The organism is Aeromicrobium senzhongii, assembly GCF_014334735.1.
GTDB lineage: Bacteria > Actinomycetota > Actinomycetes > Propionibacteriales > Nocardioidaceae > Aeromicrobium > Aeromicrobium senzhongii.
In genome coordinates, this window is the sequence record NZ_CP060587.1 from 1,550,101 (window position 1) to 1,566,660 (window position 16,560).

The 16,560-nt window shown below is 70.4% G+C and carries 17 protein-coding genes; 14 read left to right on the forward strand and 3 right to left on the reverse strand.

What is annotated here, in order from left to right; translation table 11 throughout:
- The first annotated feature begins 17 nt into the window (after positions 1 to 17).
- The 4 genes from H9L21_RS07755 to H9L21_RS07770 all read left to right on the forward strand — a co-directional run bounded on the left by H9L21_RS07755 (position 18) and on the right by H9L21_RS07770 (position 5,177).
- On the forward strand, positions 18 to 1,508 hold the full coding sequence (locus tag H9L21_RS07755; protein WP_154595005.1) for a hypothetical protein: 1,491 nt from the start codon (positions 18 to 20) through the stop codon (positions 1,506 to 1,508).
- Complete coding sequence (locus H9L21_RS07760) at positions 1,505 to 2,353, forward strand: ABC transporter ATP-binding protein (protein WP_154595004.1); 849 nt, start codon at positions 1,505 to 1,507, stop codon at positions 2,351 to 2,353. Before H9L21_RS07755 ends, H9L21_RS07760 begins: the two co-directional genes overlap by 4 nt.
- Positions 2,350 to 3,138: an ABC transporter permease subunit gene (locus tag H9L21_RS07765; protein WP_154595003.1), complete on the forward strand. Its 789-nt coding sequence runs from the start codon at positions 2,350 to 2,352 to the stop codon at positions 3,136 to 3,138. Before H9L21_RS07760 ends, H9L21_RS07765 begins: the two co-directional genes overlap by 4 nt.
- A 197-nt stretch (positions 3,139 to 3,335) precedes the next feature.
- Positions 3,336 to 5,177, forward strand: coding sequence for a phosphoenolpyruvate carboxykinase (GTP) (locus tag H9L21_RS07770; protein ID WP_154595002.1), 1,842 nt, complete (start codon positions 3,336 to 3,338; stop codon positions 5,175 to 5,177).
- Positions 5,178 to 5,249: 72 nt separating this feature from the next.
- On the opposite strand, the gene H9L21_RS07775 is transcribed toward H9L21_RS07770, so the two are convergent.
- On the reverse strand, positions 5,250 to 6,173 hold the full coding sequence (locus H9L21_RS07775; RefSeq protein ID WP_154595001.1) for an EamA family transporter: 924 nt from the start codon (positions 6,171 to 6,173) through the stop codon (positions 5,250 to 5,252).
- 111 nt (positions 6,174 to 6,284) lie between these two features.
- Positions 6,285 to 8,297 carry a peptidoglycan DD-metalloendopeptidase family protein gene (locus H9L21_RS07780; RefSeq protein ID WP_154595000.1) on the reverse strand — a complete coding sequence of 671 codons (2,013 nt, stop codon included), beginning with the start codon at positions 8,295 to 8,297 and terminating at the stop codon, positions 6,285 to 6,287.
- 197 nt (positions 8,298 to 8,494) lie between these two features.
- Here H9L21_RS07780 and H9L21_RS07785 point away from each other — a divergent pair, with 197 nt between their 5' ends.
- Both H9L21_RS07785 and H9L21_RS07790 read left to right on the forward strand, forming a co-directional pair.
- Complete coding sequence (locus H9L21_RS07785) at positions 8,495 to 8,980, forward strand: copper resistance CopC family protein (RefSeq protein WP_154594999.1); 486 nt, start codon at positions 8,495 to 8,497, stop codon at positions 8,978 to 8,980.
- The gene (locus H9L21_RS07790; RefSeq protein WP_187411919.1) at positions 8,967 to 10,946 is read left to right on the forward strand and encodes a bifunctional copper resistance protein CopD/cytochrome c oxidase assembly protein; all 1,980 of its coding nucleotides are present in this window, start codon (positions 8,967 to 8,969) and stop codon (positions 10,944 to 10,946) included. The genes H9L21_RS07785 and H9L21_RS07790 overlap by 14 nt, the downstream gene beginning before the upstream one ends.
- Positions 10,947 to 11,027: 81 nt before the next feature.
- Here the strand turns inward: H9L21_RS07790 and H9L21_RS07795 are convergent, their stop codons facing one another.
- Positions 11,028 to 11,645, reverse strand: a complete 618-nt coding sequence (locus H9L21_RS07795) for a superoxide dismutase (RefSeq protein ID WP_187411920.1) — start codon at positions 11,643 to 11,645, stop codon at positions 11,028 to 11,030.
- Between the two features lie 299 nt (positions 11,646 to 11,944).
- On the opposite strand from H9L21_RS07795, the gene clsA reads away from it, so the two are divergent.
- From clsA to H9L21_RS07835, 8 genes are all read left to right on the forward strand, one after another.
- Complete coding sequence (gene clsA, locus H9L21_RS07800) at positions 11,945 to 12,514, forward strand: cardiolipin synthase ClsA (RefSeq protein WP_154596173.1); 570 nt, start codon at positions 11,945 to 11,947, stop codon at positions 12,512 to 12,514.
- On the forward strand, positions 12,511 to 13,314 hold the full coding sequence (locus H9L21_RS07805; protein ID WP_154594997.1) for a DUF881 domain-containing protein: 804 nt from the start codon (positions 12,511 to 12,513) through the stop codon (positions 13,312 to 13,314). Before clsA ends, H9L21_RS07805 begins: the two co-directional genes overlap by 4 nt.
- Positions 13,311 to 13,643, forward strand: coding sequence for a small basic family protein (locus H9L21_RS07810; RefSeq protein ID WP_187411921.1), 333 nt, complete (start codon positions 13,311 to 13,313; stop codon positions 13,641 to 13,643). Before H9L21_RS07805 ends, H9L21_RS07810 begins: the two co-directional genes overlap by 4 nt.
- Positions 13,636 to 14,346, forward strand: coding sequence for a DUF881 domain-containing protein (locus H9L21_RS07815; protein ID WP_154594996.1), 711 nt, complete (start codon positions 13,636 to 13,638; stop codon positions 14,344 to 14,346). Before H9L21_RS07810 ends, H9L21_RS07815 begins: the two co-directional genes overlap by 8 nt.
- A gap of 23 nt (positions 14,347 to 14,369) precedes the next feature.
- Complete coding sequence (gcvH, locus tag H9L21_RS07820) at positions 14,370 to 14,747, forward strand: glycine cleavage system protein GcvH (RefSeq protein ID WP_187411922.1); 378 nt, start codon at positions 14,370 to 14,372, stop codon at positions 14,745 to 14,747.
- Between the two features lie 97 nt (positions 14,748 to 14,844).
- The gene (locus H9L21_RS07825) at positions 14,845 to 15,270 is read left to right on the forward strand and encodes an FHA domain-containing protein (RefSeq protein ID WP_308209230.1); all 426 of its coding nucleotides are present in this window, start codon (positions 14,845 to 14,847) and stop codon (positions 15,268 to 15,270) included.
- Positions 15,267 to 15,983: a transcriptional regulator FtsR gene (gene ftsR / locus H9L21_RS07830; RefSeq protein WP_187411923.1), complete on the forward strand. Its 717-nt coding sequence runs from the start codon at positions 15,267 to 15,269 to the stop codon at positions 15,981 to 15,983. Before H9L21_RS07825 ends, ftsR begins: the two co-directional genes overlap by 4 nt.
- A gap of 12 nt (positions 15,984 to 15,995) precedes the next feature.
- Entirely contained in the window at positions 15,996 to 16,475 is a 480-nt protein-coding gene (locus H9L21_RS07835) for a bifunctional nuclease family protein (protein WP_154594994.1), read from the forward strand.
- The last annotated feature ends 85 nt before the right edge of the window (positions 16,476 to 16,560 follow it).

A 16,560-nucleotide genomic window follows, 5' to 3' on the forward strand; every position in this document is an offset into this window, starting at 1 on the left:
GAATCGGTCGGGGGACCATGGGCACGACGAGAACCGTACTGCTCGCCGTCGCGGTGGCGATCGCCCTGCGCCTGCCGTTCCTGGGCGTCCTGCCGAGCCCCGACGAGGCCGGTCTGCTGATCGTGGGCGGGCAGTGGGGCCCCGGAACGTCGCTCTACGGCGACCACTGGATCGACCGCCCGCCGATCCTGCTCGCCTGGGCCTGGCTGGCGGCGCACACCGGGGGAGTGGTGGCGCTGCGGGTCCTGGGTCTGATCCCCGTCGTCGTCACGATCGTCGCCTGCTCCGCCGCCGCGGGACGGATCGGCGGCGGCCGTGCCGCTCGGTGGGCGGCCGTCGCGGCGGCCGTCCTGACCGTCAGTCCGTGGGTCGGCGCCGACCGGGTGAACGGCGAGCTGCTCGCCGCTCCGTGGCTGGCGGTGGGGGTGTACGCGGCCATCCGCGCGGTCGAGACCCCGACGGCACGGTGGGGACTCGCGACGGGTGCGGCGGTCGCCGGCGCCGTCCTGACGAAGCAGAACCACGGCGACGCCGCGGTCTTCGCGGTGGTGCTGCTGGCCGGTTGCCTGATGACGGGTCGGCTGCAGCCTGCCGCCGCGCTGCGACTGGCGGCCTCGGCCCTGCTCGGCGCCCTCGCGCTCACCGCCGTCGTGGTGCTCGCGGCGTGGACCCGCGGAACCACCCCGGGCGAGCTGTTCGACGCGCTCTTCGCGTTCCGGCTGCGGGCCGCGGAGGTGATGGGCGCCGACCCCGAGGGTGCGCGGGACGGGCGCCGGGACGAAGTGCTGCGGCGCGCCGTACTCGGTGGACAGGTGCTCCTGGTCCTGATCGTCCTGGTGATGCCCGTGGCGCGCCGATTCCGCTCACCCGTGCACTGGGCCCTGGCGGCGATGGCGGCATTCGGCTGCCTCTCGGTGATCGGCAGCGGGAGCTGGTGGAACCACTACCTCGTCGAGCTGGCGGTGCCGGCGGCGGTCGGTGCCGGAGTCATCGCCGCGCGCACGCGGGTCGTGGTCCCGCTGGTCGTCGGTTACGCGGCCGTGGCCGCGGTGGTCGGGGCGTACTTCCTGCTGCCGGCCATCGGCGCCGTCGACGCTCCGGCGGCGGTCGGGCGCGCGATCGCGGACGCCGCCGAGCCCGGTGACTCGGTGGTCAACGCCTGGGGCCGGGCCGACCTGGTCTACGCGACGGGCCTCGACTCGCCCTATGAGCACCTGTGGAGCCTGCCGGTGCGCACGGACGACCCGCGACTGGCATCGTTCGCCGCGCTCGTCGCGGGGCCGAAGGCGCCCACGTGGCTGGTGGTCCGTCGGCACCTGGAGGGCTGGGGCATGGACGCCGCCGGCACGCAGGCGCTGGTGGATCGCCGGTACCGGCAGGTCGCCACCTTGTGCGACTACCGCGTCTACCTGCTCGGCGGCGTCGATCGCCGCGCGCCGAAGCCGCCCCCGGTCGATCGCTGCAAACCGTCGACGTCGCTGCGGCCGACCGCCATGATGGAGCCATGACGGGCGGACCGGTGGTGCGCGCGGCCGGTCTGACCCGCGTGTTCGAGGGTCGCGTCGCCGTGGCCGCCCTGGACCTGACGGTCGAGCGGGGCCGCGTGCTCGGCGTGCTCGGACCGAACGGCGCCGGCAAGTCCACCACCGTCCGCATGCTCACCGGACTCCTGCGGCCCACGTCCGGGACGGTCGACCTGTTCGGCGAGCGCGTCACGCCGCGCACGGCTCCGCTGCTGCGCGCCCGGGTCGGTGTGCAGACCGAGGCGAACCTCTACCACCGGCTGACCGTCGCCGAGAACCTGCGCACGTGGGGCGACCTGCACGGCCTGCCCCGCCGGACGACCGAGCGCCGCCTGACCGAAGTGCTCGAGATCCTGGGCCTGGCCGATCGTCGCGACACGCCGGTCGGCTCCCTGAGCAAGGGGCTGCGCCAGAAGGCCAAGATCGGTCGTGCGCTGCTCGCCGAGCCCGAGCTGATCTTCCTGGACGAGCCGACGGCGGGGCTCGACCCCGCATCGGCACTCGACGTGCTCGACCACCTGGCCAAGCTGCGCGCCGAGGGCGGCACCACCATCGTGCTGTGCACCCACCAGTTGCACGGGCTGGAGTCGCTGTGCGACGACGTCGTCATGCTCGATCGAGGTCGCGTGGTCGCGGCCGGGCAGGTCGACGACCTGCTCGCCAGGCACTGGCCCACCCGCGAGTACGTCATTCGCGTGGGTGATCGCGCCCTCGCCGACAGCGTCGTCGCCGATCTGCGTGCGTCCGGGCACGCGGTGGAGGAACCCGAGAGTGCCGATCCGTCGCTGCACGACCTGTACTTCCGCATGCTGGCGGGGGAGCAGCAGTGAATGCCGGCCGCGTGCGTGCGCTGATCGTCAAGGACTGGATCGAGCTGAGCCGCAATCGCCAGACCCTGGCGCCGGTCATCATGCTGCCGATCGTCTTCGCCGTGCTGCTGCCGACGACCATGATCGCGGCGACGAGCCGTCCCGAGGCGCTCGCACGACTGGACTTCATCAACTCCTACCTCGAGAGCCTGCCGTCGGCCATCGCCGCCGATCCCACCCGCGCGATGGTCGAGTACTTCATGGCGCCGATCTTCCTGATGATCCCGGTGGTGGTCGCGACGGTGCTCGCGACGGCCGCGTTCGTGGGCGAGAAGGAGCGCGACACGCTCGAAGGGCTGCTGTTCACGCCCCTGACCGACCGCGAGCTCGTCGTCGGCAAGATCCTCGTCTCGTGGGTGCCCGCCGTCCTGGTCACGTGGCTGTCCACCGCGATCTACGCGGTGGTCGTCGCGGTGTTCGCCCGCCCCTGGCAGGACGGGTGGGCGTTCCCCAACGTCACCTGGCTCGCCCTCGTGGGCATCATCGCGCCGTTGGTCTCGTTCTTCGCCATCGGCTGCATCGTGCTGATCTCGCACCGTGCGTCGACGTTGCAGGGCGCGCAGGCCGTCGCGGGTCTGCTCGTCCTGCCGGTCATCGTGCTGATCATGTCCCAGGCGTCCGGCGCGATGGCGTTCGACCGCGGGGTCGTCGTGGTGGTCGGAGTCGTGGCGGCGATCGGTGATCTGATCGTCTTCCACCTCGCGGTCCGGCGCTTCGATCGCGACCGTGTCGTCACGCGACTGTGAGCGCAGCGTCACACGCCTGTGACCGTCTTAGGCTGTGGCATATCCCACAGGGGCGCACGGAGCGTGGCCCCTTCGGCGCGGTAAGGTCGCGGTAATCTCCGGGATCGTGCCGTCGGGAACTTCCGTCGGCACGCGACGGAACATCGACGTGACCGGACCAGCCGGCGGGCTGGTCCAGGAGAGGAACAGGCAGACCGATGGTCGACGTGGACAAGGTCCTGGATGACGCGGGGTTGAACAACCCTCACGTCCATGAGTTCGTGAAGCACTGGGCGGGAGTCACCCAGCCCGATCGCATCGAGGTCGTCAGCGCCAGCGACGACGCTCGGCTGCTGCAAGAGGCGCTCGACGCCGGCGAGCTCGAGCCGGCCGGCGAGGGTCTCTACTACTCGCAGAGCTACTGGAAGGACACGGCCCGCTCCGAGGAGCGGACCATCGTGGCCACCAGCAACCCCGAGGACAAGGGCGTCTACAACAACTGGCGCCACGCCGACGAGATCAAGCCGGTCGTCATCGGCAACATGACGGGTGCCTCGCAGGGCAAGACGATGTACGTCATCCCCTACCTGATGGCCGCTCCCGGCTCGCCGCTGGAGGCGTACGCCGCCGGCGTCGAGCTGACGGACAACCGCAACGTCGTGCTGCAGATGATCCGCATGGCCCGCGTGGGTGTCGACCTGTTCGAGGACCTCAAGGATCCCGAGAGCTTCGTGCGCGCGGTCCATGTCACCGGTGACCTCGAGAACCTCGGTCAGGGCACGCCCGACGACAAGCGCTACTTCGTGACCGTCGCCGACGAGCGCACCATCTTGCACTTCGGCTCGTCCTACGGCGGAAACGCGCTGCTGGGCAAGATCGCCCACGGCCTGCGCCAGGCGAACTGGGACGGCTGGGCGTCGCGCAAGTTCCTCGCCGAGCAGTACATGCTCATCGCGATCCAGGACAAGGAGACCGGCAAGAAGTACCACATCGCCGGTGGCTTCCCGAGCGCTTCGGGCAAGACCAACCTCGCCATGATGGTCGCGCCGGAGGCTCTGGGCGACCGCTACTACGTCGAGTTCTTCGGCGACGACATCGCGTGGCTGTGGGTCGGCGACGACGGCAAGCTCTACGGCATGAACCCCGAGTTCGGTGTGTTCGGCGTGGCGATCGACACCAACGCGATCACCAACCCGAACGCCCTCGCGGCGGTCGAGGCCGGCACCGGCGCCATCTTCACCAACACGGCGTACAACGTGAACACGCACGAGACCTGGTGGGAGGGCAAGACGCCCGACTACCCCGAGGACGTCGAGGGCTGGCGCGACTGGAAGGGCCACCTGATCTCGGAGCGTCCCGTCGAGGAGCAGCGTTCCAAGGACCACGTGTGGGCCCACCCGAACTGCCGCTTCACGTCGACGATGTCGAACGTCCCGAACGAGTCGCCCGACTACAACGACCCGGCGGGCGTCCCGATCGACGGCATCATCTACGGCGGCCGCACGCGTGACCGCGAGCCGCTGATCCGCGCGATCGAGGATCCGGCCGAGGGCGTCTACGACGGTCTGACGCTGGGCGCCGAGGCCACGGCCGCGGCCGAGGGTGTCGCCGGCCAGCTGCGCTACGACCCGATGTCGATGCGTCCGTTCCTGGCGCTGCCCGAGGGCCGCTACGCCCAGCACTGGCTCGACATCCTCGACCAGGTCGAGGACAAGCCGCTGTTCGCGCACGTGAACTGGTTCCAGCGCGACGCCGACGGTGGCTACCTGTGGCCGGGCTACAGCGAGAACCTGCGCGCCCTGCTGTGGATGATGGACTACCGCGAGGGTCGTGTCACCGGCACGAAGACCCCCGTGGGCGTCGTCCCCACCAAGGACGAGCTGAACCTCGACGGCCTCGAGATCGACGACGCCGTGCTCGAGCAGCTGCTGGCGATCGACGTCGAGCGCTGGAAGCAGGAGATCGACCTGCGCGAGGCGCACCTCAAGGCGTTCGACAACCTGCCCGAGCGGATCTGGGAGGCGCACCGCCGCGTCGCCCAGGACCTCGACCAGGCCTGACGCACCGAACGAAGGGGCTCACCGCGCGAGCGGTGGGCCCCTTCGTCGTGTCCGGGGAGCCGGCGCCGGGCCTCATCGACGGGCGGGCCGCTCGGCCCGGACCACCAGGGCGACGCCCACCACGACGATCGCGCCACCGGTGAGGATCGCGGTGGTGATCGGCTCGGCGAGGATGAGAGCGCCGAGGAACACCGCGACGACGGGGTTCACGTAGGCGTAGGTCGACACCAGCGACAGCGGTGCGTTCTGCAAGAGCCACACGTACGCCGAGTAGCCCACGATCGACCCGAACACCACGAGGTACCCCAGCGCGATCCAGGAGGACGTCGAGGCGTCGCCGAAGTCGCTCGGCCGCTCACCCCGCGCCGTCCCGAGGACCAGGAGCACGATCGCGGCGGCCAGCATCTCCCAGACCGTCGCGACGAACGGGTTCGTCGGCATCGCCATCTGCTGCGACATGAACGAGCCGACCGACCAGCTCAACGACGCACCGACGATGAGCAGGATGCCGGTCGCCGTGCCGCCGGCGCCGCCGCCGGGGAGCACGAGCACCCCCAGCCCCACGAATCCGAGGAGGACTCCGGCCCAGGTCAGCAGCCGCGGACGGGCCCCACTGGCGAAGCGGAGCAGGATCAGCCAGAGCGGGACCATCGCGACGAGCAGTGCGGCCAGTCCGGAGGGGACCGTGCGCTCGCCGAGCACCACGCCGCCGTTGCCCCCGGCGAGCAGGAGGATCCCGACGACTGCTGCTCCACGCAGCTCACCGGGCCGGACCCGCAGGGACCGTGGACCCGACCGGGCGGCCAGGAGCGTCCCCATCAGCACGGCGGCGGTGAGGAAGCGGGCACCAGCCGAGATCAGCGGCGGCATGTCCTCGACGACGACTCGGATCCCCAGGTAGGTCGACCCCCAGGCGATGTACACCACGACGAGCGCCAGCCACAGTGCGCCGGTGCTGACGTCGGCCCGGTGGCCGGTAGCGGGCTGGGCTGTCATGAGCGTCCTGTCCTCGTGGTCCTGACACCCATCGAACCGGGACGCACCCCGGCACGCCAGCAGATCCCCGCCAGCACCCGCAGGGTTCCCGCCGAAAACCCGCAGGGGGCGTCAGGCGGTGGGCAGGGACCAGCTCAGGTCGCCCTCGGGCTTCAGGCCCAGCCCTCGGGCGCGGGTCTCGACCCACGCCTGCTGGGCCTTCGAGAGCGAGCCGACCGTGAAGCGCGTGCCCCAGCCGAACGGCGACGTGCCCGGGATGTCGACCAGGGTGCCCTCGGGGCTGCGTTGGATCTGGCCCACGATGTCGCGGTAGCCGGCGGTGAACTCCAACGGCGCGCCGAACTTGCGGTTGAAGGCGACCGACAGCTGCTTGGCCCGCTTGGCCACGTCGCAGCGCAGCAACGTGTCGCCGGTGGCGCACAGGACGCCGCGGGGGACCTGACCGTTGCTGTAGCCGCCCCAGCCCGTGCCGGCGCCCTTGTTGGTCAGGTACTGCACCAGCACCGGCATGGGATCGATGAAGCGACCGGCGACCATGATCTCGAAGTGCAGGTGGGGGCCGGTGGAGTTGCCGCGCGACCCGACCAGGGCGATCTCGTCGCCGGAGTTCACGGTCTGGCCGTCCTGCACGAGGACCTTGGAGGAATGGGCGTAGCGCTCGGCGGTGCCGTCGGGGTGCGAGATGGTGATGAGGGTCCCGGCCCAGCCGATCTCCTGCAGGCTGACGACGCCGCCGCGGGAGGCGTAGATCGGGGTGCCCATGGGCGCCGCGAGGTCCTGCCCGGTGTGGGTCGACTGCCACATGCCGCCGCCCATGCCGAAGCCGGCCGAGATCGAGTAGCTGCCCTGCTTGAGCGGGAACGTCCATCCCTGTCGCGTGGCGGCGATGGGCTTGGTCGCGTTGCAGACGGTGGTCGGCGCCTTGGCCGTGCCGCGGGGCAGCACGTTGTTCGCCTTGCCGAGAGCCGGACGCGTGACGGCGAACGGCTTGGCCGGCACCAGCGAGACGCCCACCTGGGCACGGGTGCCGGGTGCGTCGATCATCTTGCCGTCGCCGATGTAGACGCCCACGTGGTGGACGCCCGACTCACGGTTCGCGGTGAAGACGAGGTCGCCACGTCGGGGCTTGGCCGGATCGACCTTGACCGTTCGGGCGTAGATCTGCGCGGGGGTGCCCGTGAGGTCGTACGAGCCCTTGACCTGCACGAGGCCACCGCAGCTCCAGGCGCCGCGGGTGTTCTCGGCGGCGTAGTCGTCGCCGATGCGCTCCACCACGGCGTCGAGCAGGCGGATCGTCTGCACCGGGAGGACCTCGACCGTCCGCGACCCGACCGTGGCCTTGCCGACGCCGCCGGTGGCCTTCAGGCGGCGGGCACCGGGCGCCTTGACGCCCAGTCGTGCCAGCTGCTTGCGGTAGCGCGTCCAGGACGTGGCCGCCGCGGCGTTCCACGAGTCCTGTTCGGTGCGGGTCTGGGGGAGTCCCTCGGGGGTCGACGACGCGCCCAGACCGAGCTGCTCGGCGAGCTCGCCGATCTGCTTCAGCTGGCGAGCCGCCGTCTCCTCGGCCTTCTCGGCTGCGCGGGTGGCGCGGTCGGCCCGGGCCTGAAGCTCCTGCGCGGCGTCGAAGGCGCGCTTGGCGTCGCTGAGGTGTCCCTCCTGGGCGTCGGTGACCTGCTCACTGCTGAACATGCCGGTGATGAGGTCCTCGGGCTCCTCCGCGGCCGCGAGCGCGGTGAGCTTCTGGGCGAACGGATCGCCGCTGGGCGACATCGCGTACTCGACGACCTGGTCCACGTACGCACGGGCGATCCGGCGCTGGCGGTCGGCGTCACGCTTGCGCTCGGCTGCCTCCCGGCGCCGCTCCTCGGCCACGCTGAGGTTGGCCTCGTAGCGCAGCGCCAGCGTCGTGAGCTCGGTGATGGCGCTGGGCGCGATGGCCAGCGGGTCCGGCACGTCCACGCTGGGGGAGGACGCCGTGGGGGAGGACGCCGTGGGGGAGGACGAACTGGCGGTGGGGACGCCGCTGACCGGAGGCGTGGTGGGGTCGGCCCCATGGGCGGCGGTCGGGAACGCCAGCGTGGCGACCAGGACCGACACCCCAGCGAAGACCCGAGTCCTACGCATCAGTGCGACACCTCCAACCGCGAGTGAACCATGCCGCCCCACCGACCGCTCACCCAATGCCCACAAGTCACTCCTGTTAAGCCATCGGCCATGGTGCCGATGGGCCACGCGGCCTGCGAACAGGCGCCGGATACGCTGGAGTGGTGCGTCTGACTCGTCTTGTTCTCCTCGTCACTGCCGTACTGGTCGGGTGGTCGATGCCTGCCCAAGCGCACACCTCCCTGGTCTCGTCCGACCCCGCTCAGGGGGCGCGGCTGGAACAGGCTCCCGAGCGGATCGTCCTCACCTTCACCGAGTCGCTGCGTCAGCCGTCCGAGGCCAGCCTGCTGGTCGACGGGACGGCGCTGACCGCCGAGATCGATGTCGACGGCCCGCGTGTCGTCGTGACCCCGCCGGCCGATGCGGCCGACGGCAACTATGAGGTCAACTATCGCGTGGTCTCGGCAGATGGGCATCCCGTGACCGGCACGATCGAGTTCGCGGTCGGCGACGCCGATGCCGTCGGCGCCGACGAGCCGACGGCCGGTGCACGCTCCGATGCCGGCGATTCTGACACGGACGACGGATCCGTCTGGACCTCGCCGCTGCTGCTGGGCGTCCTCGTGGCCGCGGTCGCCCTCGGTGTTGCCGTGCTCCTGCTGGTGCGGGGTCGTTCCCGCACGTCGGGCCATGAGCGTTCCTGAGCGCACGGCCCGGCCCGGCGTCGCCGGCCTGGGTCTGGCCGGACTGGTCGGCGTGGGCCTCATCGCCGTCGTCGGACTCGTCGTGGGCACCGGTGCGACGCCCGAGCCGCCGCCGGCGGGCCTGCCCGATCCGGGGGTCTTCGTCGCGTGGGCGTTGCCGATCGGCCGCTTCCTGTCCCACCTGCTCGCCACGGTCACGGTCGGCTTCCTGCTGGTCGCGGTCGTGCTGCTGCCCTCGGGGGACCGTCTCGAGGGCCTGGCCGTCCAGGCGGTGCGGATCGCCTCGCGTGCCGCGTGGGGCTGGTTCGCGGCCGTGGCGCTGTTCTACTGGGCCAACGTCGCCGACCTCTATGCGCGTCCGCTGAGCGACGTGGGCCTGGGACAGCTCGTCGACTTCGCGTCCGTCTTCGCCACCGGCCGAGGACTGCTCGTCCAGGCGATCGCCGCCCTCGTCGTCGCCCTGTGGTCCCACTGGACCTTCTCGGTGCGCCAGCTGGCGATCTGCGTGCCCGTCGCGGTGGTCGGTGTCGCGGCCGTCGGCCTGACCGGCCACTCGGCGTCGGCCGGCTCCCACATGCTCGCCACGACGAGCCTGGTCCTGCACCTGGTCGGCGTCGTCGTCTGGGTCGGCGGGCTGATCGCGCTCGCGTGGGTCGCCCTGCGGCGCAGCCGCCGGCTCGACGACGCCGTGGCGCGCTACTCGACGCTCGCGGCCTGGTGCTTCGCCATCGTCGCGATCTCCGGCATCATCAGCGCCGGCGTCAACCTCGGCTCGTTCGGGGGGATCGACTCCACGTACGGAGCGCTCGTGATCGTCAAGGCGCTCGCGCTGGTCGGGCTGGGCGCCTTCGGCGTCGCCCAGCGCCGCCGCCTGCGACTCCAGTCGGCCGGGTTCACCCGATTCGCGGTCTCCGAGGCCGTCCTCATGACGCTCACGATGGCGGTCGCGGTCGTGCTCGGTCGTACGGCCACGCCCGTGGGCGAGGACGTCCTGACCAGCCCCGCCGAGCTGCTGCTGGGCCGCGAGCTGCCGCCCGAGCCGACCGTGGGCCGGGTGCTGGTCGGCTTCTATCCCGACGGCATCGGCCTGGCCGTGGTCGCCCTGGGAACGGCGCTGTACATCACCGGCCTGGTCATGATGCGCCGCCGCCACGACCGCTGGCCCGTCGGCCGGACGATCAGCTGGTTCTTCGGCCTGGCGATCGTCGGCTGGGCGACGTTCGGGGGACTGGGCGCCTACTCCAGCGTCACGTTCAGCCTGCACATGGTGTCGCACATGATGCTGTCGATGATCGCGCCCATCTTCCTGGTGCTCGGGGCTCCGATGACCCTGGCGCTGCGCACCCTGCCGGGTCCGCGCCGGCCGGGCGAGCACTCGCCGCGATCGCTGCTGCGCGACGCACTGCACTCGCCGGTGTCGAAGTTCTACACGAACCCGATCGTCGCCGCCGTGATCTTCCTCGGCACGCTGTACGCGGTCTACTACAGCGGCTTGTTCGAGTCGATGATGCGCACCCACTCCGGGCACGCGTTCATGGAGCTGCACTTCCTGATCTCGGGATTCCTCTTCTACTACGTGATCATCGGCATCGACCCGTCACCGAAGCGGCTCAGCCCGCTGGCCCGGTTCGGCGTGCTGATGCTGTCCGTGCCGTTCCACGCCTTCTTCTCGGTGGCGCTGATGTCGTCGAGCGTCATCATCGCGGAGTCCTACTACCAGGCGCTGGACCGTCCGTACGCCACGGACCTGGCGCAGGACCAGTACCTCGGCGGCGGCATCGCCTGGGCGATGGGCGAGGTCCCGCTGCTGCTGGTCATCGGCGCGATCTTCATCCAGTGGTTCCGGTCGGACGCGCGCGAGGCCACGCGGAGCGACCGGGCGGCCGACCGCGACGAGGACGCCGCTCTGGCGAAGTACAACGCGTACCTGGCACGGCTGGAGGACGACAGTCCCGCACCCCGTTGAGAGCCGGTGAGACGCCACTGCCCGGTCACCGTGAGGTGACCGGGCAGTCGTGTCTGTCTCGCCCGAGGGCGAGGACGGATCTCAGAACAGGATCTGTCCGCCGCTGGTGGCGGCGGTGAAGCGCTCCTGCGCGTCGGCCCAGTTCGCGATGTTCCAGAACGCCTTGACGTACTCGCCCTTGACGTTGAGGTAGTCGAGGTAGAAGGCGTGCTCCCACATGTCGAGCTGGGAGATCGGGATGAGCGTCGCGGGGATGTTCGACTGCTGGTCGTAGAGCTGGACGATGACCAGCCGCTGACCGAGCGTGTCCCACGCGGTGATGGCCCAGCCCGAGCCCTGGATGCCGAGGGCGACCTGCTCGAACTGCGCGCGGTACGCGTCGAACGAACCGAAGTTGTCCTCGATGGCGGCCGCCAGCTCGCCGGTCGGCTTGTCGCCGCCGTCCGGCGAGAGGTTCTTCCAGAAGATCGAGTGGTTGATGTGACCGCCGAGGTTGAACGCGAGGTTCTTCTCGAGCAGGTTGATCGTGTCGAACTCCTGGACCGAACGCGCCTCTTCGAGCTTCTCGAGGGCGGTGTTCAGGCCGTTGACGTAGTTCTGGTGGTGCTTGGTGTGGTGAAGCTCCATGATCTTGCCCGAGATGTGGGGATCCAATGCCCCATAGTCATAGGGCAGTTCCGGCAGCGTGTAATCGGCCACTGGTCCTCCTGGTCGTCGTAGGTGATCGTCTTCAGGGTCAAGTCTCAGTCTGTCAGTTGAATTCCCTCGGGCAAGGTCGGGCCGGATCGCGGGACACCCGGCAGTAGGCTGTTCCCGTGGCAGGCAAGCGGATCCGCCGGGTCGAAGGCTCGGACGACGTCGAGGCCACGACGCCCTCCGAGGACGTCGTGGTCTCTCAGGCCGCGCCTGCTCCGATCGCCGAGCCCCGCCGTCCTGCCGCCCCCGCGGCCTCGAAGCCGGCCGCACCCGCCGCCGAGGAGAGGGAGCCCCAGCCGTCGCTGAAGGACGAGCTGTTCACGATCCCCAACCTGCTCAGTGCCGTCCGGATCGTCCTGGTCCCGGTCTTCCTGTGGCTCGTGCTGGTGCCCGAGGCAGACCTGCTCGCGATCGGCGTGCTCGTGGTCTCGGGGATCACCGACTACCTCGACGGCAAGATCGCCCGCGCCACGGGTCGCACCACGCGGCTGGGCGCTCTCCTGGATCCGGTCGCCGACCGGCTCTACATCCTCGCCGTCGTCGTCGGTCTCGGTCTGCGCGACATCATCCCGTGGTGGCTCGCGGTGATCCTGCCCCTGCGGGACGTCGTGCTGTTCTCCCTCGTGCCGTTCCTGCGCACCCGCGGCTTCAGTGCCCTGCCCGTGCACTTCCTGGGCAAGGCGGCCACCGCCGGCCTGTTGTACGCCTTCCCGCTGCTGCTGCTGGGCGACGGGGACGGAGCGGTGGCCAACCTGGCCCGGGTCTTCGGCTGGGCGTTCACCATCTGGGGCGTGGCGCTGTACTGGTGGGCCGGAATCCTGTACGCCGTGCAGGTGCGCCGCCTGCTGGCCTCGACCCCGCGGACGCCGTGAGTCGCCAGTCCGTCTCCGGCTCGTCGGTCGAGGAGGCCGAGTCCATCCTCGAGCGGTTGGCCGCCACGGCTCTCGACGACGACTACTACGTCGCCCACGACACCCCGCCGCGACCCGTCGCCAAGGTGCTCACCGCGGTGATGGCGGGCGTCTTCGGTCTGCTGGTCACGGTCGCCGCGGTCCAGACGCGCATCGACCGGCCGGCGACCGAGGCCGAGCGGAACGCGCTGATCGAGAACATCCGCGTGCGTGAGGATCTCGTCAAGAGCAAGCAGGAGACGGTCGTGGGTCTCCAACAGCAGATCGCCGACCTGCAGGCCGAGTCCGTCGTCGACGGCCCGGGAACCGCCGGGCTGCGGGTCGCCGCCGGTTCCGTCGCCGTCGAGGGACCGGGTGTCGTCCTCACGGTCGAGTCCTCGGCGAACGAGGACCGCCCGGGTGGGCGACTCACCGACACCGACCTGCAGTTGGTCGTCAACGGACTGTGGCTCGCGGGCGCCGAGGCCGTCTCGGTCGGAGGGCACCGGCTGACCGCCACCTCCGCGATCCGTTCGGCGGGGGAGGCCATCACGGTGAACTACCGGTCCGTGACCGAGCCGATCGTCGTCGAGGCGATCGGTGACGAGGACGTGCTCCGCAGCCGGTGGGAGGAGGGCCCGTCAGGTCGGTATCTCGCCGCGCGGGCCGAGGCCGATGGCATCGGGTACGACGTGCAAGGATCAGACGACGTCGAGCTGGACGCCGCTCCCGAAGCGCGGTTGTCCGTCTCGGCCGAACCACTCAGGAGGAGCGAGTCGTGATCCCGGTCATCGGTCTGGTCGTCGGCGTCACGATCGGCCTGATCCTGCAGCCGACCGTCCCCACGAGCCTGCAGCCCTACGTGCCGATCGCGATCATCGCCGCGTTGGACGCCGTGCTCGGGGCCGCGCGGGCGTTCCTGGAAGGCCGCTTCGACGACCGGGTCTTCGTGATCTCGTTCGTCTCGAACGTCGCCATCGCCGCGGTGATGGTCTTCGTCGGCGACCAGCTCGGCGTGGGCTCGCAGCTGTCGACCGGTGTCATCGTCGTCCTGGGCATCCGCATCTTCGCCAACGCCGCCGCGATCCGCAGGTTGATCTTCCATGCCTGAGACGTTCTCGTTGCGTACCGCCCTGCGCCGTCGGTCGAGTTGGATCGTCGGTCTGTTGATCGGCCTGCTCGCCTTCACCGTGACGGTGCAGTGGCGCGAGGGCGACGAGACCGACGACTTCAGCGGCGTGCGCGGTATCGAGCTGGCCGAGCTGTTGAAGTCGCTCGACGCCACGAACGCACGGCTCACCCAGCAGATCGAGACCCTCGAGGCGTCCCGCGACGACCTGCGCGACTCGACCAAGAGCACCGCTGAGGCGCGCGAGGCCGCGGTCCTGCGCGCCAACGCCCTGGCGATCCTCTCCGGCACGGTCGGCGCCGAGGGCCCCGGCATCGAGATCACGATCACCGCGCCTCCCGGGGCGGTGACGGCGTCGGTGCTGCTGGACGCCGTGCAGGAGATGCGCGACGCCGGCGCCGAGGTGATCTCGCTGAACGGGGTCGCCCGCGTGGTCGCCCAGACCTGGTTCCTCGACGACGACGCCGGCGTGCGGGTCAGCGGACGCCTGTTGAAGCCGCCGTACGTCATGGAGGTGATCGGCGACCCCGACACCCTCGCCGACGCGGTGACCTTCCGCGGCGGCCTGGCCGACCGCGTCGAGGGACGCGGGGGAGAGGTCGGCGTCGAGGAGCGTCGCCGGATCCGGATCACCGCCGTGGCCGATGACCCCGAGCCCCAGTACGCTCGACCCGCGAACGACTGACGCGTGACGATGGAGGAGCCAGCGTGATCCCTGAGGACCTGTTCTACAGCGCAGAGCACGAGTGGGTACGCCTGGAGGGCGATGTCGCCATCATCGGCATCACCGACTTCGCCCAGGACCAGCTCGGCGACATCGTGTACGTCGATCTGCCCGCCGAGGGCGAGTCCCTCGAGTCGGGCACCGTGGTCGGCGAGCTCGAGTCCACGAAGTCGGTCTCCGACGTCTTCACGCCCGTCTCCGGCGAGGTCATCGCCCGCAACGACGCCCTCGAGGCCACGCCCGAGGTCATCAACTCCGACCCCTACGGCGAGGGCTGGCTGATCAAGGTCCGTACCAGCGGCGAGGACCCGACCGACGGACTGCTCACGGCCGAGGCGTACTCGGCTGTGGTGAGCGCCTGACCCTGCCCATGGGCGGGTGTTAGGTTGGGGGCGAACGAACCTTGAACCCCGACTTGAGCGAAAGCCTCAAGTTGTACTTGAGACGGAGTTGATCGCGGTGACGACGCCGGACGGTTTCGACGACACGAACTTCATCCCGGTCATCGACGCCGACACCGAGGAGATGTCGGCGGGCGACGTGTTCGCCGTCGAGAACCTCCCGGTCGGCAACGCGATGCTGCTCGTCCAGCGCGGACCGGACGCCGGCTCACGCTTCCTGCTCGACCAGGACGTGGTCTCGGCGGGACGTCATCCCTCCAGCGACATCTTCCTCGACGACATCAGCGTCTCGCGCCGGCACGCGACCTTCTCGCGTCGTGGCGGCGGCTACGTCGTCACCGACCTGGGCAGCCTCAACGGCACCTACGTCAACCGCGACCGCATCGACGGCGACATCCCGCTGGCCGGCGGCGACGAGGTCCAGTTGGGCAAGTACCGCCTCATCTACTTCCCGGGCACCGTCGTCTCCGAAGGTGGTCAGTGAGCGGCAACGAGGCCGCGCGCGAGCAACTGCTCGGCATCGGCCAGGTCATCGCCGAGCTCTCCGAGGAGTTCCCGGACATCTCCCAGAGCCGGATCCGTTACTACGACGAGCAGGGTCTGGTCGAGCCGCGGCGCACGCCCTCGGGCTACCGCAAGTTCACCTACGGTGACGTCGAGCGGCTGCGGTTCGTGCTGCGGATGCAGAAGGACCGCTACTGGCCGCTGAGCCACATCCGTCAGGTCCTGGACCAGATGGACTCCGGCGAGGTCCCCGACACCGAGCTGCGCGCCACGTTGCGCGTGCCCCAGGTGACGCTCGCGGCCGACGGCACCCCGACGGCGCAGTCGATCACCGAGGGCGCCGGATCCACCCGCATGACCCGCGACGAGCTCCTCGACGCCGCCGGCATCGACGCCGCGACGCTCGACGAGATCGAGCAGTTCGAGCTGATCCGCCGACGCCCGCAGCAGCGGTACTACGACACCGACGACCTCGTCGTGGCCTCCCTCGTGGGCGAGCTGGCCAAGCTGGGCCTCGAGCCGCGACACCTGCGCGGCTTCCGCAGCGCGGCCGACCGCGAGCTCGGCCTGCTCGACCAGGTCATTCCCCCCGCTGCCCGCCAACAGTCCGGCGCCGCCGCCGAGCTGGCCGAACTCGCCGCGTTGGCCGTGCGCCTGCACACCGTGCTCGTTCGCGCCGGCTTGCGCAGCTGAACGGAGCCACCGATGCGTGAACTGCAGATCGTCGGAGTCCGGGTCGAGATGCCCACGAACCAGCCCCTGGTGCTGCTGCGTGAGCTGGAGGGCACCCGGTACCTGCCGATCTGGGTGGGCGCGATCGAGGCCTCGGCCATCGCCTTCGCCCAGCAGGGCACGGTGGCGCCGCGGCCGCCGACGCACGCGCTCATGGCGTCGATCATCGAAGGGCTCGGCGACGAGCTCCTGGAGGTCCGCATCGTCGACGTGCGCGACGGCGTCTTCTTCGCCGAGCTGGCGTTCGCCGGGGGAGCGGTCATCGACGCCCGGCCGTCGGACTCCATCGCCCTGGCGCTGCGCACGGGCGTGCGCGTCGTGTGCGCCGAGGACGTCCTGGACGTCGCGGGCTTCGCCCAGACCCCCGACGAGGACGAGGAGATCGCGAAGTTCCGCGAGTTCCTCGATCACGTCGATCCGGAGGACTTCGAGAAACCCTCAAGTGAAGGTTGAACGTAATAGGCGGGCCGACACGCGCGTCGGTGCGTGCGTCGAGAGACTCTCACGTCTAACTTGAGGGTACGCAAGACCACAGCGG

Coding starts and splice junctions, on each gene's coding strand:
- H9L21_RS07755 (WP_154595005.1), top strand. CDS start 18: ATGGGCACGACGAGAACCGTACTGCTCGCCGTCGCGGTGGCGATCGCC.
- H9L21_RS07760 (WP_154595004.1), top strand. CDS start 1,505: ATGACGGGCGGACCGGTGGTGCGCGCGGCCGGTCTGACCCGCGTGTTC.
- H9L21_RS07770 (WP_154595002.1), top strand. CDS start 3,336: ATGGTCGACGTGGACAAGGTCCTGGATGACGCGGGGTTGAACAACCCT.
- H9L21_RS07775 (WP_154595001.1), bottom strand. CDS start 6,173: ATGACAGCCCAGCCCGCTACCGGCCACCGGGCCGACGTCAGCACCGGC.
- H9L21_RS07780 (WP_154595000.1), bottom strand. CDS start 8,297: ATGCGTAGGACTCGGGTCTTCGCTGGGGTGTCGGTCCTGGTCGCCACG.
- H9L21_RS07785 (WP_154594999.1), top strand. CDS start 8,495: ATGCCTGCCCAAGCGCACACCTCCCTGGTCTCGTCCGACCCCGCTCAG.
- H9L21_RS07790 (WP_187411919.1), top strand. CDS start 8,967: ATGAGCGTTCCTGAGCGCACGGCCCGGCCCGGCGTCGCCGGCCTGGGT.
- H9L21_RS07815 (WP_154594996.1), top strand. CDS start 13,636: ATGCCTGAGACGTTCTCGTTGCGTACCGCCCTGCGCCGTCGGTCGAGT.
- H9L21_RS07835 (WP_154594994.1), top strand. CDS start 15,996: ATGCGTGAACTGCAGATCGTCGGAGTCCGGGTCGAGATGCCCACGAAC.